Source organism: Streptomyces vastus, from assembly GCF_039532825.1.
In the GTDB taxonomy this organism is placed as follows: domain Bacteria; phylum Actinomycetota; class Actinomycetes; order Streptomycetales; family Streptomycetaceae; genus Streptomyces; species Streptomyces vastus.
In genome coordinates this window covers 1-24,725 of record NZ_BAAASJ010000081.1, presented here as the reverse complement: position 1 = coordinate 24,725, position 24,725 = coordinate 1, and the positions used below count along the sequence as shown (strand labels likewise).

The 24,725-nt window shown below is 69.0% G+C and carries 15 protein-coding genes and 2 pseudogenes; 9 read left to right on the top strand and 8 right to left on the bottom strand.

What is annotated here, in order from left to right:
• Position 1: 1 nt before the first annotated feature.
• From ABD357_RS29110 to ABD357_RS29095, 4 genes are all read left to right on the top strand, one after another.
• On the top strand, positions 2 to 1,669 hold the full coding sequence (locus ABD357_RS29110) for a fumarate hydratase (protein WP_344393997.1): 1,668 nt from the start codon (positions 2 to 4) through the stop codon (positions 1,667 to 1,669).
• 369 nt (positions 1,670 to 2,038) lie between these two features.
• Complete coding sequence (locus ABD357_RS29105) at positions 2,039 to 3,424, top strand: class II fumarate hydratase (RefSeq protein ID WP_344393996.1); 1,386 nt, start codon at positions 2,039 to 2,041, stop codon at positions 3,422 to 3,424.
• A gap of 73 nt (positions 3,425 to 3,497) precedes the next feature.
• Complete coding sequence (gene fomD, locus ABD357_RS29100; protein ID WP_344393995.1) at positions 3,498 to 4,190, top strand: cytidylyl-2-hydroxypropylphosphonate hydrolase; 693 nt, start codon at positions 3,498 to 3,500, stop codon at positions 4,188 to 4,190.
• A 329-nt stretch (positions 4,191 to 4,519) separates the two neighbouring features.
• Positions 4,520 to 6,637: a SpoIIE family protein phosphatase gene (locus ABD357_RS29095; RefSeq protein WP_425585049.1), complete on the top strand. Its 2,118-nt coding sequence runs from the start codon at positions 4,520 to 4,522 to the stop codon at positions 6,635 to 6,637.
• Between the two features lie 753 nt (positions 6,638 to 7,390).
• Here ABD357_RS29095 and ABD357_RS29090 read toward each other — a convergent pair.
• The 3 genes and pseudogenes from ABD357_RS29090 to ABD357_RS29080 all read right to left on the bottom strand — a co-directional run bounded on the left by ABD357_RS29090 (position 7,391) and on the right by ABD357_RS29080 (position 10,725).
• Positions 7,391 to 8,158 carry a hypothetical protein gene (locus ABD357_RS29090; protein ID WP_344393993.1) on the bottom strand — a complete coding sequence of 256 codons (768 nt, stop codon included), beginning with the start codon at positions 8,156 to 8,158 and terminating at the stop codon, positions 7,391 to 7,393.
• Complete coding sequence (locus tag ABD357_RS29085) at positions 8,155 to 8,631, bottom strand: hypothetical protein (protein WP_344393992.1); 477 nt, start codon at positions 8,629 to 8,631, stop codon at positions 8,155 to 8,157. Before ABD357_RS29085 ends, ABD357_RS29090 begins: the two co-directional genes overlap by 4 nt.
• Before the next feature lie 10 nt (positions 8,632 to 8,641).
• Positions 8,642 to 10,725: pseudogene (locus ABD357_RS29080) on the bottom strand (glycoside hydrolase domain-containing protein).
• A gap of 880 nt (positions 10,726 to 11,605) precedes the next feature.
• On the opposite strand from ABD357_RS29080, the pseudogene ABD357_RS29075 reads away from it, so the two are divergent.
• Positions 11,606 to 11,805, top strand: a pseudogene (locus ABD357_RS29075) (ATP-binding protein); the annotation flags it as partial.
• A gap of 75 nt (positions 11,806 to 11,880) precedes the next feature.
• On the opposite strand, the gene ABD357_RS29070 reads toward ABD357_RS29075, so the two are convergent.
• A complete protein-coding gene (locus ABD357_RS29070) occupies positions 11,881 to 14,232 on the bottom strand; it encodes a transglycosylase domain-containing protein (RefSeq protein ID WP_344393991.1) in 2,352 nt (783 codons plus the stop codon).
• Between the two features lie 374 nt (positions 14,233 to 14,606).
• Here ABD357_RS29070 and ABD357_RS29065 point away from each other — a divergent pair, with 374 nt between their 5' ends.
• The 4 genes from ABD357_RS29065 (at position 14,607) to ahpD (ending at position 19,015) form a co-directional block, all read left to right on the top strand.
• Entirely contained in the window at positions 14,607 to 15,131 is a 525-nt protein-coding gene (locus tag ABD357_RS29065; protein ID WP_165343978.1) for a PadR family transcriptional regulator, read from the top strand.
• Positions 15,128 to 15,814 (top strand): ABC transporter ATP-binding protein, encoded by a 687-nt coding sequence (locus ABD357_RS29060; RefSeq protein WP_344393990.1) that lies wholly within the window; start codon positions 15,128 to 15,130, stop codon positions 15,812 to 15,814. The genes ABD357_RS29065 and ABD357_RS29060 overlap by 4 nt, the downstream gene beginning before the upstream one ends.
• Complete coding sequence (locus tag ABD357_RS29055; RefSeq protein ID WP_344393989.1) at positions 15,811 to 18,150, top strand: ABC transporter permease; 2,340 nt, start codon at positions 15,811 to 15,813, stop codon at positions 18,148 to 18,150. The genes ABD357_RS29060 and ABD357_RS29055 overlap by 4 nt, the downstream gene beginning before the upstream one ends.
• Before the next feature lie 331 nt (positions 18,151 to 18,481).
• Positions 18,482 to 19,015: an alkylhydroperoxidase, AhpD family gene (gene ahpD, locus ABD357_RS29050; RefSeq protein WP_344393988.1), complete on the top strand. Its 534-nt coding sequence runs from the start codon at positions 18,482 to 18,484 to the stop codon at positions 19,013 to 19,015.
• 18 nt (positions 19,016 to 19,033) lie between these two features.
• Here the strand turns inward: ahpD and ABD357_RS29045 are convergent, their stop codons facing one another.
• The 4 genes from ABD357_RS29045 to ABD357_RS29030 form a co-directional block, all read right to left on the bottom strand.
• A complete protein-coding gene (locus ABD357_RS29045; RefSeq protein WP_344393987.1) occupies positions 19,034 to 20,416 on the bottom strand; it encodes an AI-2E family transporter in 1,383 nt (460 codons plus the stop codon).
• Positions 20,417 to 20,540: 124 nt separating this feature from the next.
• Entirely contained in the window at positions 20,541 to 21,263 is a 723-nt protein-coding gene (locus tag ABD357_RS29040; protein WP_344393986.1) for an aggregation-promoting factor C-terminal-like domain-containing protein, read from the bottom strand.
• Between the two features lie 416 nt (positions 21,264 to 21,679).
• Entirely contained in the window at positions 21,680 to 23,005 is a 1,326-nt protein-coding gene (phoH2, locus tag ABD357_RS29035; RefSeq protein ID WP_344393985.1) for an RNA 5'-3' helicase PhoH2, read from the bottom strand.
• A 320-nt stretch (positions 23,006 to 23,325) separates the two neighbouring features.
• Positions 23,326 to 24,099, bottom strand: coding sequence for an isoprenyl transferase (locus ABD357_RS29030; protein ID WP_344393984.1), 774 nt, complete (start codon positions 24,097 to 24,099; stop codon positions 23,326 to 23,328).
• Between the last annotated feature and the right edge of the window lie 626 nt (positions 24,100 to 24,725).

Here is a 24,725-nt window from a genome sequence, read left to right as displayed (position 1 = left end):
GATGCCTGAGTTCGCGTACACCGATCTGCTCCCCCAGGGAGAGGACACCACCCCGTACCGGCTGGTGACCTCCGAGGGTGTCTCCACCTTCGAGGCCGACGGGCGCACATTCCTCAAGGTCGAGCCTCAGGCGCTGCGCAAGCTCGCCGAGGAGGCCGTCCACGACATCCAGCACTATCTGCGGCCGGCCCACCTCGCCCAGCTGCGCCGCATCATCGACGACCCCGAGGCGTCGTCGAACGACAAGTTCGTGGCGCTGGACCTCCTGAAGAACGCGAACATCGCGGCCGCGGGCGTGCTGCCGATGTGCCAGGACACCGGCACGGCGATCGTCATGGGCAAGCGCGGGCAGAACGTCCTCACCGAAGGTGAGGACGAGAAGGCGCTGTCCCGTGGCATCTACGACGCCTACCTGAACCTCAACCTGCGCTACTCGCAGATGGCCCCTCTCACCATGTGGGAGGAGAAGAACACCGGCTCGAACCTGCCGGCGCAGATCGAGTTGTACGCGACGGACGGCGGCGCCTACAAGTTCCTGTTCATGGCGAAGGGCGGCGGAAGCGCCAACAAGTCGTTCCTCTACCAGGAGACGAAGGCCGTCCTGAACGAGGCCTCCATGATGAAGTTCCTGGAGGAGAAGATCCGTTCGCTGGGTACGGCCGCTTGTCCCCCGTACCACCTCGCCATAGTTGTCGGCGGTACGAGCGCCGAGTACGCCCTGAAGACCGCGAAGTACGCCTCCGCGCACTACCTGGACGAGATCCCGGCGGAGGGCTCGCCGCTCGGCCACGGCTTCCGGGACAAGGAGCTGGAGCAGAAGGTCTTCGAGCTGACGCAGCGGATCGGGATCGGGGCACAGTTCGGTGGCAAGTACTTCTGCCATGACGTACGCGTCGTCCGCCTCCCCCGGCACGGTGCGTCCTGTCCGGTGGCGATCGCCGTCTCCTGTTCGGCCGACCGTCAGGCGACCGCGAAGATCACGGCGGAGGGCGTCTTCCTGGAGCAGCTGGAGACGGACCCGGCGCGCTTCCTGCCCGAGACGACGGACGAGCACCTCTCTGAAGAGGGGAACGTCGTCAAGATCGACCTCAATCGGCCGATGGACGAGATCCTCGCGGAACTCACCAAGTACCCGGTGAAGACCCGGCTCTCGCTCACCGGTCCGCTCGTCGTGGCGCGCGATATCGCGCACGCCAAGATCAAGGAGCGGCTTGACGCGGGCGAGGACATGCCGCAGTACCTGAAGGATCACCCCGTGTACTACGCGGGTCCGGCCAAGACGCCGGAGGGTTACGCGTCGGGTTCCTTCGGCCCGACGACCGCGGGGCGCATGGACTCCTACGTCGAACAGTTCCAGGCGGCGGGCGGCTCCAAGGTGATGCTGGCGAAGGGGAACCGTTCGCAGCAGGTCACCGACGCGTGCGGCACCCACGGCGGCTTCTACCTCGGCTCCATCGGCGGCCCGGCGGCCCGGCTCGCCCAGGACTGCATCAAGAAGGTCGAGGTCGTCGAGTACGAGGAGCTCGGCATGGAGGCGGTCTGGAAGATCGAGGTCGAGGACTTCCCGGCGTTCATCGTGGTCGACGACAAGGGCAACGACTTCTTCAAGGACCCGGCGCCGGCTCCTACGTTCACGTCGATTCCCGTGCGGGGGCCGGGGCTGGGCTAGGTGTTTTCGCCCCCGCCGCCCCTACCCGTCCCGTCCCGGGGCCGGCCCCTGGACCCCGCTGGGGGCTACGCCAGACCCCCTTCGGGGCTCCGCCCCGGACCTCGATTCGGGGGCCAGCCCCCGGACCCCCGGTCCTCAAACGCCGGACGGGCTGATTTTCCGCCCGACGGACTCCCTCTGCGCGGCCGAACCTTGTCAGCGCAGGCCGGCATCAATCAGCCCGTCTGGGGGCACCTCCCGGCGGTAGCTGGGGGAGTTTGAGGACGAGGCCGTTCAGGCCGATGGGGTCGGGGCGCAGCCCCAGCGGGGTCCAGGGGCGGAGCCCCAGGGACGGGAATGGGCAGGGGCGGCGGGGGCGCTATACCCCGCATGACCGACTACCGCATCGAGCACGACTCCATGGGCGAGGTCCAGGTCCCCGCGGACGCCAAGTGGCGGGCCCAGACCCAGCGTGCCGTCGAGAACTTCCCGATCTCCGGCCGGCGCTTGGAGCGCGCCCACATCGAGGCACTGGCCCAGATCAAGGCGGCGGCCGCCCAGGTGAACGCCGAGTTGGGGGTTCTCGACAAGGACGTCGCCGAGGCGATCCAGGACGCGGCCGGCGAAGTCGCCGAGGGGCGCTGGGACGAGCACTTCCCGGTGGACGTCTTCCAGACCGGATCCGGCACCTCGTCCAACATGAACACCAACGAGGTCGTCGCCACCCTCGCGAGCGAACGGCTCGGCAGGGACGTACACCCCAACGACCACGTGAACGCGTCCCAGTCGTCCAACGACGTCTTCCCCTCCTCCATCCACATCGCCGCCACCGCCGCCGTCACCCGCGACCTCGTCCCCGCCCTGGAGCACCTGGCCGGTTCACTGGAGCGGAAGGCCGAGGAGTTCGCCGACGTCGTGAAGTCGGGGCGTACGCATCTGATGGACGCGACGCCCGTGACGCTGGGCCAGGAGTTCGGGGGGTACGCGGCCCAGGTGCGGTACGGGATCGAGCGGCTCAGCGCCTCTCTGCCACGGCTCGCCGAACTGCCGCTGGGCGGAACGGCCGTGGGCACCGGCATCAACACCCCGCCCGGGTTCTCCGCCGCCGTCATCGCCGAGGTCGCCCGGGCCACCGGGCTGCCGCTCACCGAGGCGCGCAACCACTTCGAGGCGCAGGGGGCGCGGGACGGGATCGTCGAGACGAGCGGGCAGCTGCGGACGATCGCGGTCGGGCTGACCAAGATCGCGAATGATCTGCGCTGGATGGCCTCGGGGCCGCGTACGGGACTGGCCGAGATCGCACTCCCCGATCTCCAGCCCGGTTCGTCGATCATGCCGGGCAAGGTGAATCCGGTCATTCCCGAGGCCGTCCTCATGGTCGCCGCGCAGGTGACCGGAAACGACGCCACCGTCGCCGCGGCGGGCGCGGCCGGGAACTTCGAGCTCAATGTGATGCTCCCGGTCATCGCGAAGAACGTCCTGGAGTCCGTACGCCTCCTTGCGAACGTCTCCCGGCTGCTCGCCGACCGGACCGTGGACGGGATCACCGCGAACCGCGAACGGGCCCGCGAGTACGCCGAGTCGTCGCCGTCCGTGGTGACGCCGCTCAACAAGTACATCGGCTACGAGCAGGCCGCGAAGGTGGCCAAAAAGTCCCTCTCCGAGCGCAAGACGATCCGCCAGGTCGTCCTGGAGTCCGGGTACGTCGACCGCGGCGATCTCACGCTCGAGCAGCTGGACGAGGCGCTGGATGTCCTGGGGATGACGCACCCGTAACACCTTGCGGCCAGGCGCGCGAACCGTGACGCGCACCGCAGCGTCGTATGTCCTGGGCACCTAAAATCTGGCCATGACAGAGGGTGGAGCGGTGGCAGACGTGCAGGCGGGCGGAACGGCGGCGTTCTGGGCGCCCGGGAGTCAGATCCTGTGGCGGTACCGGGAGAACGGCGGCGCGCGCGTCCATATCTGCCGTCCCGTGACCGTCGTGCGGGACGACGCCGAGCTGCTCGCCGTATGGATGGCCCCCGGCACCGAGTGCGTGAAGCCGGTGCTCGCCGACGGCACGCCCCTGCATGCCGAGCCGCTGGAGTCGCGCTACACCAGGCCGCGGACCGTACAGCGCGACCGCTGGTTCGGCACGGGCGTGCTGAAGCTGGCGCGGCCCCGTGAGGCGTGGTCGGTGTGGCTGTTCTGGGAGCCGGGCTGGAAGTTCAAGAACTGGTACGTCAACTTGGAGGAACCGCTGGTCAGATGGGCTGGTGGGGTCGACTCCGAGGACCACTTCCTGGACATCAGCGTGTATCCGGACCGGACTTGGGGCTGGCGCGACGAGGACGAGTTCGCGCAGGCTCAGCGGGACGGTCTGATGGATTTTCAAGTGGCCGAAGATGTACGGGAGGCGGGGCGGTCGGCGGTGGAGGTGATCCGCGCCTGGGGCCCGCCGTTCTCGGACGGCTGGCAGCACTGGCGCCCGGATCCGGCCTGGTCCGTGCCGTCGTTGCCGGACGACTGGGACCGTACGCCCACCCACGTGTCCACATGAGACCCTTGTTGCGCCCCCGTGGTACAACCGTAGGATCGTCCTCCGCAAGGGCTGCAGAGCAGCAACAACTCCCGCGGCATGCGCTGGGCTTGACCATACGTCACCGAGGGGCGGCAGGACGTGAGCGAGGGGTACGAGGGGTACGGTCGTACGGCTGGGAAACGGCTGGACGGGCTGTCCCCGTCGGCGTCGCCGGCCGGGCCCGGTCCTGAGAGGCTGTCTGAGCACGCGGGAATTCCGTTCCTGGGGCGCGTAATCCGGGTATCGGCATTCCTGCGGGACGAACCGCACGCATGGCACGCAGCCCCGGACGGATGGATTCGACACGCGTGACGGAGCACCCCAACTCCCACGAGGGCCACCAGCCAGGAGCTGCCGGGCCCAACGCCCCCGCGGACCCCCGCGGGGCGCTGCTGCGTACCCCGGATCCGTCGGCCCAGGGCTCCGGCTCCACGGCTTTACCAGCACAGGGCGGCCCGCTGAGCTCCCCCGCTCCCGCCGAAGCCCGTCGTGCCGCCACCGGAACGCCCGCGGGCAGCCACGGCACGCCCGCTCCCTCCGACGGTCACGGCCCGGCCGGGACGCCCGCGCCCGCGGGTCCCGAGCACTCCCAGCCGTCGGCCGCCGAACCCGATCCGCACCGGCCGCGCCCGGTGCCGGGATCCATTCCGGTGCAGTCGGAGGCGCCCGCCGTGCCGGACCGACGTAAGGGGCAGGGCCCGGCGCCCGGTACGCCCATGCCCATGCGGCGTGACGGCGACCGGCTGCGTTTCGTGGGTGCCGCCACCCGGCGGATCGCCCGTGGCATAGACCTCGACGAGATCGTGATGGGCCTGTGCCGGGCCACCGTTCCGACCTACTCGGACGCGATCCTCGTCTATCTGCGCGATCCGCTGCCGGTCGGCGACGAGCGGCCCACCGGGCCCGTCGTACTGCGGCTGCGGCGTACGGACCGGATCCCGGAGGACCGGGACACCGAGGGCTTCCTGCTGCCCGCGCTCCAGAGCGAGCCCGACCTCGGGACGACCTCCGAGCTGTGCGAGGTGCGGCCCGGCGGCGCGCTCGCCGAGGTGTTGCGCGGCGTGCGTCCCGTCTTCGCGGACGCGCCCGCGGCGCGCGCCGCGCTGCCCGAGCTGATCGGCGAGGAGTTGACCGTTCCGGGCGGCCAGCGCGCGATCCTCGCCCCGCTGCGCGGTCGCAGACGCGTGATCGGCGCCGCGCTCTTCCTGCGCCGCCCCGACCGGCCGGCCTTCGAGGCCGACGATCTCCTCGTCGCGGCCCAGCTCGCCACGCACAGCGCGCTCGGCATCGACAAGGCGGTGCTGTACGGCCGCGAGGCGTACATCGCCGACGAGTTGCAGCGCACGATGCTCCCCGAGACGCTGCCGCGACCGACGGGTGTGCGGCTCGCCTCGCGCTACCTGCCGGCGGCCGAGACTGCGCGGGTCGGCGGCGACTGGTACGACGCGATTCCGCTGCCAGGCAGCCGGGTCGCCCTCGTCGTCGGTGACGTGATGGGCCACTCCATGACCTCGGCGGCCATCATGGGCCAGCTGCGCACGACCGCGCAGACCCTCGCCGGGCTCGATCTGCCGCCGCAGGAGGTGCTGCACCACCTCGACGAGCAGGCCCAGCGGCTGGGCACGGATCGCATGGCGACCTGTCTGTATGCCGTCTACGACCCGGTCGCACACCGGATCACCATCGCCAACGCCGGCCACCCTCCACCGGTCCTGCTGCACCTGGGCGGCCGGGCCGAGGTGCTGCGGGTGCCGCCGGGCGCCCCCATCGGCGTAGGAGGGGTGGACTTCGAGGCGGTCGAGCTGGACGCACCCGCCGGGGCCACGCTGCTCCTCTACACCGACGGTCTGGTCGAGTCCCGGCTGCGCGACGTGTGGACCGGGATAGAGCAGCTGCGCGAAAGGCTCGCCGCCACCGCCCAGTTGACCGGTGCGGACCACTCGCCGCCACTGGAGGCGCTGTGCGACGAGGTCCTCGACATGCTCGGCCCGGGCGACCGGGACGACGACATCGCCCTGCTGGCCGCTCGCTTCGACGGCATCGCGCCCAGCGATGTCGCGGTCTGGCATCTGGACCCCGAGGAAACGGCGCCGGGCAAGGCCAGGCGCCTCGCCCGGCGCGCACTGTCCCGCTGGGACATGGAGGACATGAGCGACTCCGTGGAGCTGCTCGTCAGCGAGGTCGTCACCAACGCCGTGCGCTACGCCTCACGGCCCGTCTCGCTGCGCCTGCTGCGCACGGACGTGCTGCGCTGCGAAGTCGGCGACGACGTTCCCCAGCTCCCGCGCCTGCGCCAGGCGCGCGCCACGGACGAGGGCGGGCGCGGCCTGTTCCTGGTGAACAAGGTGGCCAGGCGGTGGGGGGCGACCCGGCTCTCCGCCGGCAAGGTGGTCTGGTTCGAGCTCGGGGTGCCGTCCGCTTCGTAGCGGCGCAGGGGTAGGGGCGTAGGGGTAGGGGCGTAAGGGGCGGTCCCCCGGTCGGCCGACGACCGCGGTGCCGCCCTCAGCGCACCACGGTGACTTCTCGCACGCCCGGCCGACGGCCGCGGCCGTCCCTTCTTCACACCTGCTTCCGCTCTTCACACCTGCTTCCGCGCAGCGGCCCCGGCCGCACGAGCGCCTCCCGTACGGCCGCCCTCGACCGCGGCCATCCCTCCCGGCTTCCTTGCGGCGGCCCGGCCCTCCATCGGGCGGCACGTACGCGGTGGGCGGTGCGGCGCGGGCGGCCCCGGGGGGCATGCCGGTGCCACCGAACGGTCCCGATATGGCGACATTTGGGTGAGTATTGGGTGAACGCGGCAGTCCGCGTAGCCCTACACCCTCACTCGCGTTGCCGAGAGCCAGCGAGCAGCGTTGACTGCTGGGGTGGACACCGCAGACCTGGCTGCGGCTCCGCCGCGTAGGAGGCGTGCTGCCCACGCGGCGAAGCCGCACAACGCTGGGGCGCGACCCGGCCCAGTACAGGCATGGTGGTCTGGTTCGAAATGAACCGGGGGTGACTGCCCCGCCGCGTTTTGCAGGAGTCGATCGAGCGCGGCGACTACCCGTCCTGAATGGCGCGTGACATTCGTGCCGTGGTCCGGCCGCCGCAGTGGACTGACGGACCGTCCGTTCAACGCGCGAGTGCCCGGGGCCGCCGCTCGGCACCGGGCACTCGGACGGCAGACCGACCGCCGTTTCCTACGCCGCGTCGCGTTGACGTTCCGCGAGTGCCCCGGCCGCCTCGCGGCGACTGCTGGAGAACACGTTCACCGGAGCGCCGGCCCCGGCCGCGGGGTCATCGCTCCAGCCGCGGATCTTGGCCGCGACCTTGGCCAGGCGCTTGTCGCCGGGCTTGACGTCGATGTAGAACAGCGCCTCGTCGGCTCTCCTGTCGTCCCCGCCCCAGCGGACGACACCGTCGAGTTCGGCGAGGACATCGCGGATCACCAGCAACTGCTGGGGATAGAAGCCGCCGCGCGCCCCACTCGGGTAGTGGCCCGGCCGGATCTGCACGGCCGTGCCGGACGCCTGGTTCGACTCCGCCAGTCCCTTGCGGACCGTCGCCGGGGAGCGCCATCCGACGACATCGCCCGCGCGCAGTTCGTCGATCTCGTAGTGAAAACGGCGCACGACATGCACGAGGACGGTCTCGACCTCGCCCATGCGTACCGCGATGCCGGCCAGGGGCGTGCCAGGGACGGGACGGGTGTAGACGGAACCGCCGCCGTCGGCGACCCGCTCCATCTCCCAGCCGTTGCCTGACGGCTTGCCTGTCAGCACACGTCTGTTGCGTTCCTGCGCTCTGCGCACGGCCTCGCGCACCTCCGCCGGGGTCGGGTCCTGCGCGGCTGCGTACGCAGGGGAGGCAAGGAACTGGGAGGCGGGGAGAGAGGCGGCGATCGCGGCACCCGTGATCGCCGCCGCACGGCCCAGGAGGCCACGTCGTGTGATGTGGGAGGGGTTCAACTGGAAGTCTCTTTCCTGAAGTCGGCTCTTGCGCGGAGCTCCGTCGCGAAGCCCGCCGAGATTCCGAGTACGGCGGCGAGCAGGGCCAGAGCCATCACGCCGGGGTTGACGTAGTCCGGGACGGCCGCGGCGTACGTGCCGGCGCCCTTGACGTGGCAGTCCAACTGCAGCGGGACGTAGGAAACGGAGTAGCCTTCGATGCCGGCCGCCTGTGCCGACGGCACCGCTTCCTTGCATGCCTGGTCCGTCATCGTCTCGTCGCGTATGAGGTGGACAGCGCCCCAGACGTACAGGGCCGCCGCGGCGCAGCCGGCGAGTGCGGCGCAGCCGCGGAGCAGGACAGCCGGGCCCGAACGTCTCACACCGTGCCGGGCAAGCGTGGTGCAGCCGTACACGGCGAGAGCCCCCGCTACGGCCAGACCGACGAGGACGATCACCAGTACGGCCAGGACGTTCGGCTGGCTGTCGCTCACAGGGCCCCACTCAAAGGTTTCGGACAATTCCGTTGTACTTCTCGAAGACCTGGTAGAGGCCCATGCGCTTGGTCGCATGCTCCTCCGCCTCGTTTCCCCATCCCTGATAACGGCGCAGGATCTGGAATATCTCCGACTCTTTGTAGTCGAGGCTCATGAACCGCAGGGGTTTCTCGCCATCGGGAGGATTGTTGCCGCCCGGCTTGCGTCGATGCAGTGGTTCCAGGCACGGATTCCGACGTCACCACTGATCTGCGCGATGCCCGTGGAGGAATCCTTCACCGCACCGACGCCGTTGAGGTGGTACGAGGCGACCTGGTGGTCCACCGTCTGGTCGACGAGGTCGTAGTGGCGCATCTCCCAGTACGCCGACGTCTGGATCAGCGCCTTGCGCATGTTGAACCGGTTCGACTGCGCGGTGATGACGTCGTCGTTGGCGAGGATCGTATCGAAGCACTCTGCGTGGGTGAAGATGCGGTTGCCGCCGTCGTTCGGGAAGCCGATCGACTGCATGTACTTACCGACGTCTGTGCGCAGGGAGGCCAGGTAGTCGCCGTTGAACCGGACGTCCGCCATGGCGGTACGCGGCTTGTTGAACGAGTTCTGTCCGATGTCGCGGCCGGAGGCGATGTTGACGTCGATCTCGATCCGTCCGTCGCCGGAGCCGACCCACTTGGTGACGATCTGGTCGTAGGCCCAGTCGTTGGGCAGCGGGTAGCCGAAGTTGCCCGAGAAGCCGGAGGACATGTCGGAGACGAAAGAGGCACCGGAGTGGCCGGCCTCGCCGACCCGCGTGCACACGTTGCGCGGTCCGTACACGCCGATCGCGAACCGGATGCCATCCTCTTGGAGGGCGTCCTGGATGCCCTTGAAGTGGGGCAGGACGTTGCTGGTGACGTCCGCGTCCAGGGCGTCGAAGTCGACGGCGAAGAAAATGCGGGTGCCCGGCTTGAATCCGTGATCCAGGGCAGCGTTGACCGCGGCCTGGCCTGCCGCCCGCCCGGCGGCGTAATTGAAGCCGGAGGCATCGCGGCCGTACGTCTGGTAGATCGGGAAGCAACGCAGGCCGTTGTCGGCGATGGTCTGCAGCTCCCCCGGCTGGATCTCCTTCTCCGGCAGGCTGGTCGTACTCGGGTTGGTGAGGTAGCGCCCGACGTACTTGACGCCCTCCGCCTTCAGGGCGGCGGCCCGGGCCGGCGTGATCTTGGTGACGCCGTCGCAGGCCTCGCCCTTGCGGGACTGGTCGCCGTAGGAGACGAGGAGGGAGGCCCAGGTCGGGAAGTCACCCTTGCCGCTGACGGTGAGCCGCGCGAACAGCTGGAAGTCCTCCACCGCCGTCTGCGTGGCCGCGGTGAAGCCTCCGAAAGACACCGGTCGCCTGTTGAGGATCATGGCGGCGGAGAACAGCAGGGCCCAGGTGCCGGTTTCCCCGACCGTCACCGTGTGGCTCTTCAGCCCGCTCTGGGTCCCCGGCCCGAATACGCCGTTTGCAGTTCCGTCAGCCATGCCGAGCTCGTACTGGATGGCGTAGAGCATGGACTTGGACACGTCGCGAGAGTTGTGACCGTCACACGGGATGATGAAGAAGTCACTGCGTTTCACGTATCGGCCGTTCAGCCACCGCTGGACGTTGCGGATCGCGTCGGAGCCGGAGTTGACGGTGACGTAGGCGTCCATGTTCAGCAGGCCCTTGAACACCTTGGGTTCGAGGCTGCCGCCCGGGAAGGCGTCTTCGAGGCCCATGTCGGCCTTCAGCTTGGAGATCCCGGCTTCGACGCGGGAGTTGTACTTACCGTCGATGTCGCCGCCGTCGTAGCCCTTGCAGTACATCGCCGACTGGATGATGCGGCAGAAGTCCGCGGACGGCACGGTCGACGCGTTCAGCTTGGGGTGCTTCGAGGTGAGCGTGGAGAGCGTGGTGGGCCCGAAGCTGTTGGAGAGCGACGAGATTCCGAGTTCGTACTGGAGAGCGCGGGTGAGGGCGTACATGGTGTTCCAACCCGTCTGACCGTTCTCCGCCACGGTCATGCCGATGCGGCTTCCGTAGACTTGGTTCACGAACTGCTGGGCCCGTCTGACCATCTCATCGGCCACAGAAATCTTCCCCCTCTTTTTTTGCAGGTGAAATTCACCCACCAGTGCCGTTGCGGAATTACCGAGGAAAGGCACCAGCGGGCAAAGAACACGCAAATATGCAACCACCGCAACTCGGTGGAGTCGAGAAAAAATAAACCCGATCGAGAGGGGTCGTCAAGCTTTTTCCTCCGGAGGCAAAGGCTGCACACAAAGAGGATTTCACCCCACAATGTCCAGAATCAAGAATTATCGCACGGGACAGGGTCCCCGACCGAGGGCTTCACTGTCGGACCAGGTCGCGAGCCTTTCACATGACTGGTGGACAATATCCAGCCACGTCGATCACCCACCCGATTGCCCTGCCACCCTGCTGATCGCTGGTGTCACACAGGATTCGACGCTCTTTGCGTCTTGCCTGTTCGACCACCCCATTCCAGCCATGCCGAGTTCGCACTCTTGCCCGCAAACTTGTGTTGTGCCTATGGTGACCGCCGCATTCCGGTGACCTTGACCCGGCCGCCGCACAAGTGCGCCGTCACCTACGGGTGGATGACGTCTTCATGGGGTTTCTACATCGTCATGCCGCGATATCGGCATCACGCAAGGTGAATTGATCTCGTTGCGTTACCAACGGGCCGGGATTAGCTGAACCCGGCGAGCAGGCACAGGCGTCGCCGTCTTTCCTTTGGCGCGGCGGCCCACGCCGACGAGCCCACAACTGAGCCGTCTGTCACGGCCACGCCGACGGCAGAAGAGCCTTCGCCGACTACTGGTGCCTGTATATGGACCCCGGCTACAAGGGCAAGATCCTGCGGCTGTCCAGCGACGGGAAGAAAGACCTCAAGGAGTGGGGCTGCCGGGACAAGCAAGGGCGCCCGGTGTGGTTCCGGGCGCCCTTCTCACGCGCTCACTGCTGCGCACGGACGTACTGCGTTGCGAGGCCGGCGACGACGTACCGCAGTTGCCGCGACTGCGCCAGGCGCGCTCCACGGACGAGGGCGGGCGCGGGCCGTACCTGGTGAACAAGCCGGCCAGGCGCTGGGGCGGACCCGGCTCAGTACCGGCAAGGTCGTCTGGTTCGAGCTGAACCGAGGCTGACCGCTCGGGCGGCACCGCCGTTCGCCAAGTGCCTGAAGCCCCGCGCCTCTTGAAGAGGCGCGGGGCACTGTTTCGCTACGGGACCACCGGGCCCGTGTCCGCGTCGCCGTCCCCGCCGCCGTCCTCCGGGGGCTGTTCGGTCGGTGGGATCGGGTCCTGCGTGGGCTCGTCCGTCGTCGGGTCCTCGGTGGGCTCCTCCGGCGGGGGCTCCTCCGTCGGCTCCTGCGTCGGCGGCTCCTCCTCGGTCGGAGGCTGCGTCGCGGGATCCTCCGACGTCGGCTCCTCCGTCGGCTCCGGCTCCTCGGCCGGCGGCGGGGTGAACGTCGGCTGGACGCCCGAACCCTGCTCGGTGTCCAGGTCGAACTTGCTGACGTCGCCCATGGCGTTGAAGGTGTACGCGGCCCAGATCGCGGCCGGGAAGCCACCGCCGTTGACCCGGCCGCCACCGGCCGCGCCCGACAGCGTGACCTGACTGAACGCCTTGACCTTCACTGCCGGCTTGTCCTTCTCGCACCGCGTGGTGCCCGCCTTGGCCGCTTCGCCGAACAGGCCCACCGAGGTGACGAGTTTCGGCGTGTAACCGGTGAACCAGGCCGACCTGTTGCAGTCGGACGTACCCGTCTTGCCCGCGACCTGCTGGCCGTTACGGGCCGGGTTGTCGCGCACCGACGTCTTGGCCGTACCGTCGTCGACCACCCCGGTGAGGACCGACGTGACCGTGTCGGCGGCCTCGGGGCTGATGACCTGGTCGCCGATCGCGTCCGGGATCTCGACCGTACGGTCCTTGTGTTCGACCGACTTGATCAGGGCGGGGGTGACCTTCTTGCCATGGTTGGCGAGGGTCGCGTACACCCCGGCCATCTCCATCGGGCTCGCGCCCATCGAGCCGAGGGTCTGCGCGGGCACGGCCTGCAGGTCCGCGTCGTCCATGCCGAGATCGCGCGCGGTCTTCATGACCTGGTCCATGCCGACGTCGACGCCCATCTGTGCGAAGACGGAGTTGATGGACTTGTTCATCGCCGTCTGCACGGTGACGTCGCCGTAGTCGACGTCGTCCTCGTTCGGGGGCGAGAACCCGACCTTCTTGCCGTTGTCCGTGACGGGGCGCTTGCTGGTGCCGTCGTAGATGGTGTCCGCCGTGATCGGCGTGCCGTCCTGCGTCTCGGCCTCCTTCTCCACCGCTGCGGCGAGGATCACCGGCTTGAAGGTGGAGGCGGGCTGGTAGTCGGTGCGGGTCGCGTTGTTCGTGTAGTGCTTGAAGTAGTCGACGCCGCCGTACAGCGCGACGACCCTGCCGGTCTTCGGGTCGACGGAGACGGCTCCGGCCTGGACGTCGGCGTCGACCTTGCGCTTCTTGGCGTCCAGTTTGCTGGTGAGCTGTGTCTTGACGGCCTTCTCGAGCAGCGCCTGCTTTTTCTTGTCGATGTTCAGCGTGATGGTCCAGCCGCCCGCGGTGACCATCCTCTCGGCCTCATCCAGGTCGGGGGCGGTGCCCTGGGCGACGAGTTGCTTCTGCAGCGCCCTGTTGGCCGCGTCCCACAGATAGCCGTTCTGCCCCTCCAGGCCCGGCGTGCCCTTCGGATTCTTGGGCTCGGGGAACTTCATGTCGTCGCGCTTGGCGGAGTCGAGCCAGTTCTCCTCGACCATGTTGTTCAGGACGTACTCCCAGCGCTGCTTGACGAGTTCCCTGCCGGTGTCCGTCGCCACCGCCCAGTCGTACTGGCTCGGGGCCTGCAACACCGCGGCGAGATAGGCGCCCTGTTCCACCGTCAGTTTGCTTGCGTCGACGCGGTAGTACGCCTGGGCCGCGGCCTGGATGCCGTAGGCGTTGCGGCCGTAGTAGCTGGTGTTGATGTAGCCCGCGAGGATGTCGTCCTTGGACGTGGTGCGGTCCACCTTCAGCGAGATGACCAGTTCCTTGAGCTTGCGCGTGACGGTCTGGTCCTGGTCGAGGTAGTAGTTCTTGACGTACTGCTGGGTGATCGTCGAACCACCCTGCTTGCCCTTGCCGGAGAGGGTGTTGAGCAGACCTCGGGTGGTCCCCTTGAAGTCGACGCCGGCGTCATTGTAGAAGGACTTGTTCTCGGCGGCGACGAAGGCCTTCTGGACGGGCTTGGGGACCTCGGCGAGCTCCACGATCTCTCGGTTGACCTTGCCCTTACGGGCCATGATCGTGCCGTCGCTGTATTTGTAGACGTTGCTCTGCTGCTGGGCCGCCGCCGCTGCCGCGCTGCCCTTGGGGATGTCGATCATCAGGTACATCACGACGAAGGCGGCCATACCGAGCAGGCAGAAGCCGAAGAACGAGCCCAGGACCTTCTTCCAGGTGAAGAACCGGCGTATGCCGCTCCGTTCGGCGGAGCGCTTCGGGGCGGCACGGCGGCGGCCACCGCCCTGCCGCGCCCGTCTGTCTTCCGCTCTTCCCATGGGTCCGATCCGCTCCGCTTCGCCTTCAGTGTCTGTTCAACTCACGCGTCACACAGGTTCGCCGTTCAAGTCAGCTAAGCAAACTAACACCACGCGTTGTGACATAGGACGGCCGATCCGGTCTTTTCAGGACGTGACAATCAGCACCTGCCCAAAGGAATCGACGACCGAGGGGCGCGGAAGGTTGCTCTGCGCCAGTACGTGTGAGCCGTCTCGCGCCGGACGCTTCGGGCCCTCCCGGCCCACGAGGCCGCCCCCGACCCGCGTAGCAGAACTGTGACAATCGGCCCCCACCTGCATCCCCGTACACCCCGCCGCTGTCTACATACAGCGCGTATACACGAGGTGTATACGCCGTGTGTAGAGTGCTCCGCATGTCCATCGGTCACACCCTTCTGGGGCTCCTGGAGTCGGGACCGCGTCACGGTTACGACCTGAAGCGGGCCTTCGACGAGAAGTTCGGTCACGACCGGCCGCTGCACTACGGCCAGGTCTATTCGACGATGTCCCGGCTGCTGAAGAACGGCCTCGTGGAGGTCGACGGCGTAGAGGCGGGCGACGGCCCGGAGCGGAAGCGGTACGCGATCACCGAGGCGGGCGTCACCGACGTCCAGCGGTGGCTCGCGACGCCGGAGAAGCCGGAGCCGTACCTCCAGTCGACCCTTTACACCAAGGTCGTCCTCGCGCTGCTCACGCACCGCAACGCCGTCGAGATCCTCGACGCGCAGCGCTCCGAGCATCTGCGCATGATGCGGATCCTCACCGACCGCAAGCGCAAGGGCGATCTCGCCGACCAGCTGATCTGCGACCACGCGCTCTTCCACCTCGAGGCCGACCTGCGGTGGCTGGAACTCACCGCCGCCCGCCTCGACAAGCTCGCCGAGGCGGTGATCCGATGACCCCCGAGGGTTCCCTGCTCGCCGCCGTCGACCTGCGGAAGACGTACGGCCCGACCACCGCGCTCGACGGCGCGGAGTTCTCCATCCACCCAGGCGAGGTCGTCGCGGTGATGGGCCCGTCCGGCTCCGGCAAGTCGACCCTGCTGCACTGTCTCGCCGGGATCGTGACTCCCGACTCGGGCTCGATCACGTACGACGGCCACGAGATGGCGACGATGAACGACGCCCGGCGCAGCGCGCTCAGGCGCTCGGAGTTCGGCTTCGTCTTCCAGTTCGGCCAGCTCGTACCGGAATTGACCTGCGTGGAGAACGTCGCCCTGCCCCTGCGCCTGAACGGCACCAGCCGCAAGTCGGCCGAGCGCACCGCCCTGCAGTGGATGGAACGCCTGGAGGTCGACGACCTCAGGGGCAAGCGGCCCGGCGAGGTCTCCGGTGGCCAGGGGCAGCGCGTCGCCGTCGCCCGAGCACTGGTCACCAGCCCGCGCGTCCTGTTCGCCGACGAGCCCACCGGAGCACTCGACTCCCTCAACGGCGAGCGCGTGATGGACCTGCTCACGGACGCCGCCCGCTCCGCCAACGCCGCCGTCGTCCTCGTCACGCACGAGGCCCGCGTCGCCGCGTACTCGGACCGCGAGATCGTCGTACGCGACGGGAAGTCCCGGGACATGGAGCGCATCGTATGAGGATGCGCCAGTGGTCGCGCGACCTCGGCATGGGGTTCAAGTTCGCGTTCACCGGCGGGCGTGAGGGGTGGGGGCGCGCCCTGCTGACTGCCACCGGTGTCGGACTCGGCGTGGCGCTGCTGCTGCTGACCACCGCGATCCCGAGCGCACTGGCGGCGCGGCAGGACCGGGAGGAGGCCCGCAGCGACCTCCACTATGGAGACACCAGCACCCACGTGCCCAGATCGGACCGCTCACTCCTCATTACGCACACGGATACGACCTTTCGCGACAAGGACGTCCGGGGACGTGAGCTGAAGCCGGAAGGGCCGCGGGCCCCGCTGCCGCCCGGCCTCGAGGAGTTCCCGGCGGTGGGCGAGATGGTGGTCTCCCCCGCGCTGAAGGAGCTTCTGGAGTCCGACTCCGGAAAGCTGCTGCGGGAACGGCTGCCGCAGCGGATCGTCGGCACGATCGGCGAGAGCGGGCTGATCGGCTCGGCCGAACTCGCCTTCTACCGGGGCTCCGACGGACTCTCCGACCCGGGCAGCGGTAACCGGGTGGCTCGCATCGACCGGTTCGGGCCGCAACAGGCCGGCGAGCGGGAGAGGACGGACCCCGTCCTCCTGCTGCTGATCCTCGTGGTCTTCGTGGTGCTGCTGATGCCGGTCGCCGTATTCATCGCAGCGGCCGTACGGTTCGGCGGCGAGCGGCGCGACCGGCGGCTCGCGGCCCTCAGGCTGGTGGGCTCCGACAGCCGGATGACCCGGCGCATCGCCGCCGGTGAGGCGCTCGCGGGCGCGGTGCTCGGGCTGGTCCTCGGTGCCGGCTTCTTCCTGATCGGACGTCAGATCGCGGGCTCGGCCGAGATCCTCCACGTCAGCGTCTTCCCGAGCTACCTCGACCCGACGCCCACCCTCGCCCTGCTGGTCGCGATCGCGGTCCCGGCGGCGGCGGTGGGGGTGACGCTGCTCGCCCTGCGCGGGGTCGTCATCGAGCCGCTCGGCGTGGTGCGCACCGCCAAGCCGTCGCGGCGACGGTTGTGGTGGCGGCTGCTGCTGCCGCTGGGCGGACTCGGGCTGCTCTATCCGATGGTCGGGCAGGGCCGGGACAACGGCGACTTCAACCAGTACATGGTGACCGCCGGTGTCATCCTGCTGCTGGTCGGCATCACCGCGCTGCTGCCCTGGATCGTGGAGGCGGTCGTCGGACGGCTCGGCTCCGGCTCGGTCGCCTGGCAACTGGCCGTACGCCGCCTCCAGTTGAGCAGCGGCACGGCGGCCCGGATGGTCAACGGCATCGCGGTGGCGGTGGCCGGCGCGATCGCCCTGCAGATGCTGTTCTCCGGGGTCTCCGACGACTACACGAAGCCCACGGGCCAGGACCTCTCACGCGCCCAGATGACGGTTCGCCTGCCGAGTGAGGTCCCCATTGCCGAGGCCGACCGGCAGTTGAAGCAGACCAAGGGCGTACGGCACACACTGGCCCTGTCCGACGGTGGGGTGGGCGACCGGAGGAAGGACCCCGAAAATGTCGCGAACCTGACCGTCGGCGACTGCGCGGCGCTGCGCGAGGTGGCCGAGCTGCCCTCGTGCCGCGACGGTGACGTCTTCACCGTACAGAACGCCGAATACGACACGAGCGCGCCGCAGTTGGGCAAGCCTGGCCGGAAGCTGTACATCGACCCGTCGTACACCGGCTCCGCGGGCGAGGAGGTCGTCTGGACGATGCCCGAGGGCATCAGGGAGGCCACCGAGGGCAAGGACCCGACGGGCTGGGCGCGCGAGGGCATCCTGGCCACACCGGGCGCCCTGCCCGCGAAGGCCGCGTCGGCCCTCACCGTCGGGGTCTACGTCGGGCTCGACTCGTCGGTGCCGGACGCCGGCGAGTACGTACGTAACACGGCGGCACGGCTCGACCCGCTCGCGGACTCCACGACCATGGCCGCGACCGAGCAGACCCGGCGCTTCGAGTCCATCCGTACGGGCCTGTTCGTCGGTGCGGCCTGTGTCCTGCTCCTCATCGGAGCGAGCCTGCTCGTCTCCCAGCTGGAGCAGCTTCGCGAGCGCAAGAGGCTCCTGTCCGCCCTGGTCGCCTTCGGCACCCGGCGCCGCACGCTGAGCCTGTCGGTGCTGTGGCAGACGGCGATCCCGATCGCACTCGGCCTGGCCCTCGCCTCGGCGGTGGGCCTGACCCTCGGCGCCGTCCTGCTGAAGATGACGAGCACCCCGGTACGCGTCGACTGGCCGAGCGTCCTCGCGATGACGGGCATAGGCGCGGGAGTCGTCCTCGTCGTGACCCTCTTCAGCCTGCCGCCCCTGCTGCGGCTGATGCGGCCGGAGGGGCTGCGCACGGAGTGAGGACAGGGGGCTCCGCGCCCCTATGACCCCCGACTCCTCAAACGCCGGAGGGGCTGAAATACACCTCCGCAGTCTGCCGCCCCAGCTGCGGCTGATGCGGCCGGAAGGGCTGCGCACGGAGTGAAGACAGGGGGCTCCGCGCCCCTATGACCCCCGACTCCTCAAACGCCGGAGGGGCTGAAATACACCTCCGCAGTCTGCCGCCCCAGCTGCGGCTGATGCGGCCGGAAGGGCTGCGCACGGAGTGAGGACAAAGGGCTCCGCGCCCTGTCCCCCGCTCCCCAAATGCCGGAGGGGCTGGTACTCAGCCCTTCCGGCATAGTGTTGCCGCATGGCTCTCGAGGCGCTGAAGTCCGCCCTTCCCGACTACGCCAAGGATCTGCGGCGGAACCTCGAATCCGTGATCGTCGGCAGCGAGTTGCCCCGGCAGCGGCTGTGGGGAACGGTGCTGGCCTGCGCGATCGCCTCCCGCTCGCCCCGTGTGCTGCGTGAGCTGGCCGAGGAGGCCGCCGCGAAGCTGTCTCCCGAGGCGTTTACGGCCGCCAAGTCCGCCGCCGCGACCATGGCGATGACCAACGTCTTCCATCGCACACGGCATCTGCTCTCCGACCCGGAGTACCGGAACCTGCGCGCAGGCCTCCGTACGAACGTCCTCGGTCGTCCGGGGGCCGACAGGACGGACCACGAGTTCTGGTCCCTCGCCGTGTCCGCCGTCAACGGCTGCGGCGACTGCCTCGACTCCCACGAGCGGGCACTCCGCAGGGCGGGAGTCGACCGCGCGACGATCCAGGAGGCGTTCAAGATCGCGGCAGTGATTCAGGCCGTGGCCGTCACGCTGGACGCGGAGGCCGTGCTGGCGGAGTAGCCGCAGGGGCTACGTCGGTCACGGCTTGTCCGAAGGCGGCGCCTCCGCTGAAGGCGGGGCCGAAGTCGAAGCCGGACCGGCCTCCGGCGCAGGACGCGTCCCCGCCCCCAGCGCCGCGTCCGTCGCCGTGGCCCCGTGCGGCGCCGGAGAGTGCCGTAGTGACGCCTCACGGGAGTGCGCGCGCAGGTAGCCGACCACCGTGTTCGTCACGGCGACCAGCGGCACCGCGACCACCGCGCCGCCGATCCCCGCGACCAGGCCGCCCGCCGCGACCGCCAGCACCACCGCGAGGGGATGGACGCGGACCGCGCGCCCCAGGATGAAGGGCTGGAGGATATGGCCCTCGATCTGCTGGACCGCCAGGACGACGACCAGGGTCATGACCGCCGTGAACACGCCCTGCGTCACCAGCGCGACCACCACCGCCAGCGCACCCGACACGACGGCACCCACGAGCGGGATGAACGCGAACAGGAAGATGAACACGGCGAGCGGAACGGCCATCGGGACATCGAGGAAGAAGATGCCGAGGCCGATGAAGACGGCGTCGATCAACGCCACCAGCACCGTGCCGCGGACGTAGGCGGTGAGCGTCCGCCATGCCCGCGGGCCCGCGCCCGCGACGCCGGGGCGGGCGGCGGCCGGGACGAGCTTGAGCGTCCACTGCCAGATGCGCTTGCCGTCGTAGAGCAGGAACAGCGTCGAGAACATCGTCAGGAGGATGCCGGTCAGCGCCTCGACGATGACCGTGACGCCTTCCAGGCCTGCCGAGGTGATCTCGTCGGTGTTGGCGCTGATCGCCTCGCGCAGGTTCCGCGCGATGTCGTTGATCTGGTCCTCGGTGACGTGGAAGGGGCTGTTGAGCAGCCAGCGGCGCAGCTCGTCGATGCCGTCCTGGATCTCCGTGGAGAGGTTGTCGATGTTCTCCATGACCTGCCAGGTCACGAACCATCCGATGAGCCCCATGATGACGAAGCCGAGGATCGCGGTGAGCGCGGTGGCAAGCCCGCGCGGCACCCCGGTCCGGTGCAGCCGGGCCACCGTCGGCTGGAGCAGAGCGGTGATGAGCAGCGCGGCCACGAAGGCGAGAACGACCAGCTGTACGGCGCTGATGACCCGCATCAGCACCCAGAGGGTGCCCGCGAGGACGAGTAGCCGCCAGCCGGCCTCGGCGGCGACCCGCATCCCCCACGGCACGGCCGCGGCGGGATCGGGGCGGGGAGCGGCGACGGCAGGTGCGTACGGCGGCGGGGGCGGGGGCGGCGCGTGGTCGGGAGCGGGGGCCTCGGCGTCCTCCTGGACGTCCTTCTCGGCCTCGGCGCGGCGCCGCTCCTCCAGGCGCTCTCCCATGCGGGTGAACCCGGCACCGACCCGGCCGAGCCACCCTGGCACTCGCGACATGATCCGTCCTCTTCCCCCTGAGCCGCCCACCACTCCCCCCGGAGTTGTCGCGTCCGACCGTACATGCCGAAAGCCCCTCACCGAAGGACGGTGAGGGGCTCCGCAAGGTTGAGCGGCGAGCGGCTCAGTACCAGCCGTTGGCCTGCCAGAACTCCCAGGCGGCGCAGGGGCTGCCGTAGTTCGGGCGGTCGTTCATGTAGCTCAGGCCCCACTTGATCTGGGTGGCCGGGTTGGTCCGCCAGTCGGAGCCGGCGGACTCCATCTTGGAACCGGGCAGCGCCTGCACCAGGCCGTACGCACCCGACGAGGGGTTGGTCGCCTGGTAGTTCCAGCTCGACTCGTGGTCCACGATGTTGCTGAAGCACTGGAACTGGTCCGCCGGGACGATCGCCCGGGCCATGTCCTTGACTTCCTCGATGCTGTACGACGTCTGCACCGGGAAGCTGGACGGGTCACGCGTCGCGGAGCGGCTGGCGGCCTCCTGCTTGGCCTCCTCGCGCTCCTTCGCCTCCTGCGCGGCCTTCTCGGCAGCCTTCTCGGCGGCCTTCTGCTTGGCGACCGCGTTCTCGGCGGCCTGCTTGCGCGCGGCTGCCTCGGCGTCCTTCTTGGCGGTGGTGTCCGCCGCGATGGCCTGAGAGTCCGCCTGCTGTGTCAGGGACGCGGTCTGCACCTGGGCCTGCTGGCCCGCGGGGATGTCCGCGAGGAGCGTCGAGTCGCCGACGAGTGCCTCGGCGTCCTCCGACGAGGTCTGTGCGGTGGTACCCGAGGCAACACCGACGACACAGCCGACAGTGGTGACCGCGGTGGCCGAGGCCACTGCGAATCCCCGGACCGAGATCCGGCTCACACGGTTTCCTTCCAGCATCGCCCGCCGCGGTGACCCTGGCGGACGCAATCGTGCCCCTGACGCTGGCCTCCCAACTGCGGGGTCACGGGAGGCACGGGCCCGGTGGGCAACTCCCTTGACGGGAGCGCCGCGTGGTGCTCGGGCGGCATACGACGACTGTATGGAGTTCTGGGGTGCTGCTGTTGTGCCGTACCGCTGGGGGTACAGATGTGTCGTATGCGGGGCCTGACAGGAGTGAGACTCTGCCGTAACCCGACGGTGCGAGGCAATTCTGTGCTGCGTGTGAAAACTCACACCTTGTTTGACCCAGGAGATTTCGGAAACCCGCACACGCCGAGGCGCCGCCCAACTAGGCTCAGTGCCTTTGCTGGACGGCGCCAACTAGCGCGCAACCGCTATGAAGTTGAGCACATCGGTCAGATCTGCCCATCCTCCAGCATTTCCGTCACCAGTGCCGCAATCCGGGACCTCTCGGACCGGGTGAGGGTCACATGCGCGAAGAGCGGATGACCCTTCAGCTTCTCGATGACGGCGACCACTCCGTCGTACCGGCCGACCCTGAGATTGTCCCGCTGGGCCACGTCATGGGTCAGAACGACCCGTGAATTCGCGCCAATTCGGGACAGAACGGTCAACAGGACGTTCCGCTCCAGGGATTGGGCCTCGTCCACGATCACGAACGCGTCGTGGAGGGAGCGGCCACGGATGTGCGTGAGCGGCAGGACCTCCAGCATGCCGCGTGCGGTGACCTCTTCGATGACCTCGCGGCTGGTGACCGCCGAGAGCGTGTCGAAGACGGCCTGCGCCCACGGGCTCATCTTCTCGGCCTCGCTGCCGGGCAGATAGCCGAGCTCCTGCCCGCCCACCGCGTACAGCGGCCGGAAGACCATCACCTTCTCGTGCTGCCGGCGTTCGAGCACGGCCTCCAGACCCGCGCACAGAGCCAGCGCGGACTTGCCGGTGCCGGCCCGGCCACCCATCGACACGATCCCGACGTCCTGGTCGAGCAGCAGATCCAGCGCTATGCGCTGCTCCGCGCTGCGGCCCTTGATGCCGAAGGCCTCCCGGTCGCCGCGTACGAGACGGACGTTGCCCTCGGGCGTCATCCGGCCCAGCGCCTTGCCGCGCTCGGAATGGATCGTCAGCCCGGTGTGCACGGGCATCTCGGCGGCCTCGGGGACGAAGACGTGGCCTTCCTCGAAGAGGATGTCCACCTGCTCACCCGGCAGCGTCAGTTCGGACATTCCGGTCCAGCCGGAGGAGTCCGTGATGGCGAGCTCCGCGCGGTACTCCTCGGCGAGGAGGCCGACGGAGGACGCCTTGATGCGCAGCGGCAGGTCCTTCGACACGACCGTGACATCGAACCCCTCGGCCTGCAGGTTGCGGGCGACCGCGAGGATGCGGGAGTCGTTGTCCCCCAGGCGGTAGCCCGTGGGCAGCACGCTGGGGTCCGAGTGGTTGAGCTCGACACGGATCGTCCCGCCCAGGTCCCCGATGGGAATGGGGGCGTCGAGGCGGCCATACTTCACCCGGTAGTCGTCGAGCAGACGCAGGGCCTGCCGGGCGAAGTAACCGAGTTCGGGATGGTGCCGCTTGGCCTCCAGTTCCGTGACCACGACGACGGGGAGCACTACTTCATGCTCGTCGAAGCGGTTCATGGCGTGCGGGTCGGCCAGCAGGACGCTGGTGTCGAGAACGTAAGTGCGCCGGTCTGGCTGGTGGCGCTTTGTGCTGGTCACCACGGAAGGACGTACCCCCTCGGATGAGGTCGGGGAGCGACGGAGAGGATCTGGACCGGTCTCAGGCACCGATGCACGGGCCGAGAACCGGCCCTCCGCTTCGTCCGTACTGACCGCACGGTCGGGCTGGTGCAAAGGGCCTCCCGGGCGGACGGCCCCGTGCCGTCCGCTGAGATACGACACCCGTGGTTCGGGTGTCGACCTGGAGGGCTTATGCCCTGGATGAGGCGCGGCCATGCCACGGCATGTGACGGCGAGCGCGTTAACTCCAGATGACATACATCACTGACTACGCCCTGTTGAGGCCCTTTGCCAGCGGAGGCTCAGCCTCCGTAGCGGCGGTGTCGCGCCGCGTAGTCACGCAGGGCACGCAGGAAGTCGACCTTGCGGAAGGCCGGCCAGAAGACCTCACAGAAGTAGTACTCGGAGTGGGCCGTCTGCCAGAGCATGAATCCGGACAGCCGCTGTTCCCCACTGGTACGGATCACGAGATCAGGGTCGGGCTGGTCACTCGTGTAGAGGTGCTTGCCGATCATGTCGACGTCGACGCTCTCGGCGAGCTGCTCCATTGAGGTGCCCTTGTCCGCGTGGTCGAGGAGCATCGAGCGGACGGCGTCGGCGATCTCCTGACGGCCGCCGTAACCGATGGCGACGTTCACCACTATCCCGTCGACATGGGCCGTGGACTGCTCGGCCTCCTTGAGCGCGGTCTGCACATGCGAGGGCAGGATGTCCGCCGTACCGACATGGTGGACGCGCCAGCGGCCGTCGGCGGCGAGCGTGCGCACAACGTTCTCGATGATCCCGAACAGCGGGCCCAGCTCTTCCTGCGGCCGGTCGAAGTTGTCCGTGGACAGCAGCCAGAGGGTGACGACCTCGACGTCGGTCTCGGAACACCAGCCGAGGAACTCCTCGATCTTGTCCGCGCCGGCACGGTGTCCCTGAGCCGTGGTGCTCCCGGCCGCCTTCGCCCAGCGCCGGTTGCCGTCCATGATGACCCCGATGTGCTTGGGCACCTGGTCGTGGTCGAGGTGGACCTCCACCCTGCGTGCGTAGACCCTGAGCAGCAAGCGGCGCAGGTTGTCGCGCAGGTTCACGTTATTAGTCAGCCCCTCCGTGCAGATGGCGATCCCCCGAGGGCGACACCCTACCGCTGTGGGTGCCTGCGGCGCCTTGGGGTGTAAGGGCTGTAAGGGGCGGGGCTTCGCCCCTTACCCGCCAAGGGCTCTGCCCCTGGACGCCGCGGTGGCTGCTGCTGGGCGCCCCGCTGGAGGAACCGTGATGAAGCTTCGGGCCGGTGAGGGCTGGTCGCGCCCCGCGGCGGAGCCGCAAATCGACACTGTCCCGCGCCCCCGACGGGTCGCCGGTCGCTCCCCCTCGCGGCGGGACCGCAAATCGATACGGCTCCGCGCCCCTTACTTACAGGGCGCCACACCGGACCGGACTTCACCAAGTCTGCCTGGGGACTCCCGGGGAACTCCGCTCCGGACGCCTCGGGGCTCCGCCCCAGACCCCGTTCGCAAGCGCTCCGCGCCTGGGCTGCCCGAATGGGCCTTCGCCAGGCCCGTTCCGGGGCCCTCGACCCTCGGCCCTTCAATCCTCAAGCCCGCCCCGGGCACATCCAGCCCGTCCGGCGATTGAGGACGAGGCCGCCATGCCGATGCGGGGGTCCGGGGGCGGGGTCCGGGGGCGGGGTCCGGGGGCGCAGCCCGGGGGCGCAGGC

Bases quoted from the DNA above. Each gene is read 5' to 3' on its own strand.
- ABD357_RS29110 (WP_344393997.1), top strand. From the start codon at position 2: ATGCCTGAGTTCGCGTACACCGATCTGCTCCCCCAGGGAGAGGACACC.
- ABD357_RS29105 (WP_344393996.1), top strand. From the start codon at position 2,039: ATGACCGACTACCGCATCGAGCACGACTCCATGGGCGAGGTCCAGGTC.
- fomD (WP_344393995.1), top strand. From the start codon at position 3,498: ATGACAGAGGGTGGAGCGGTGGCAGACGTGCAGGCGGGCGGAACGGCG.
- ABD357_RS29070 (WP_344393991.1), bottom strand. From the start codon at position 14,232: ATGGGAAGAGCGGAAGACAGACGGGCGCGGCAGGGCGGTGGCCGCCGC.
- ABD357_RS29065 (WP_165343978.1), top strand. From the start codon at position 14,607: ATGTCCATCGGTCACACCCTTCTGGGGCTCCTGGAGTCGGGACCGCGT.
- ABD357_RS29060 (WP_344393990.1), top strand. From the start codon at position 15,128: ATGACCCCCGAGGGTTCCCTGCTCGCCGCCGTCGACCTGCGGAAGACG.
- ABD357_RS29055 (WP_344393989.1), top strand. From the start codon at position 15,811: ATGAGGATGCGCCAGTGGTCGCGCGACCTCGGCATGGGGTTCAAGTTC.
- ahpD (WP_344393988.1), top strand. From the start codon at position 18,482: ATGGCTCTCGAGGCGCTGAAGTCCGCCCTTCCCGACTACGCCAAGGAT.
- ABD357_RS29045 (WP_344393987.1), bottom strand. From the start codon at position 20,416: ATGTCGCGAGTGCCAGGGTGGCTCGGCCGGGTCGGTGCCGGGTTCACC.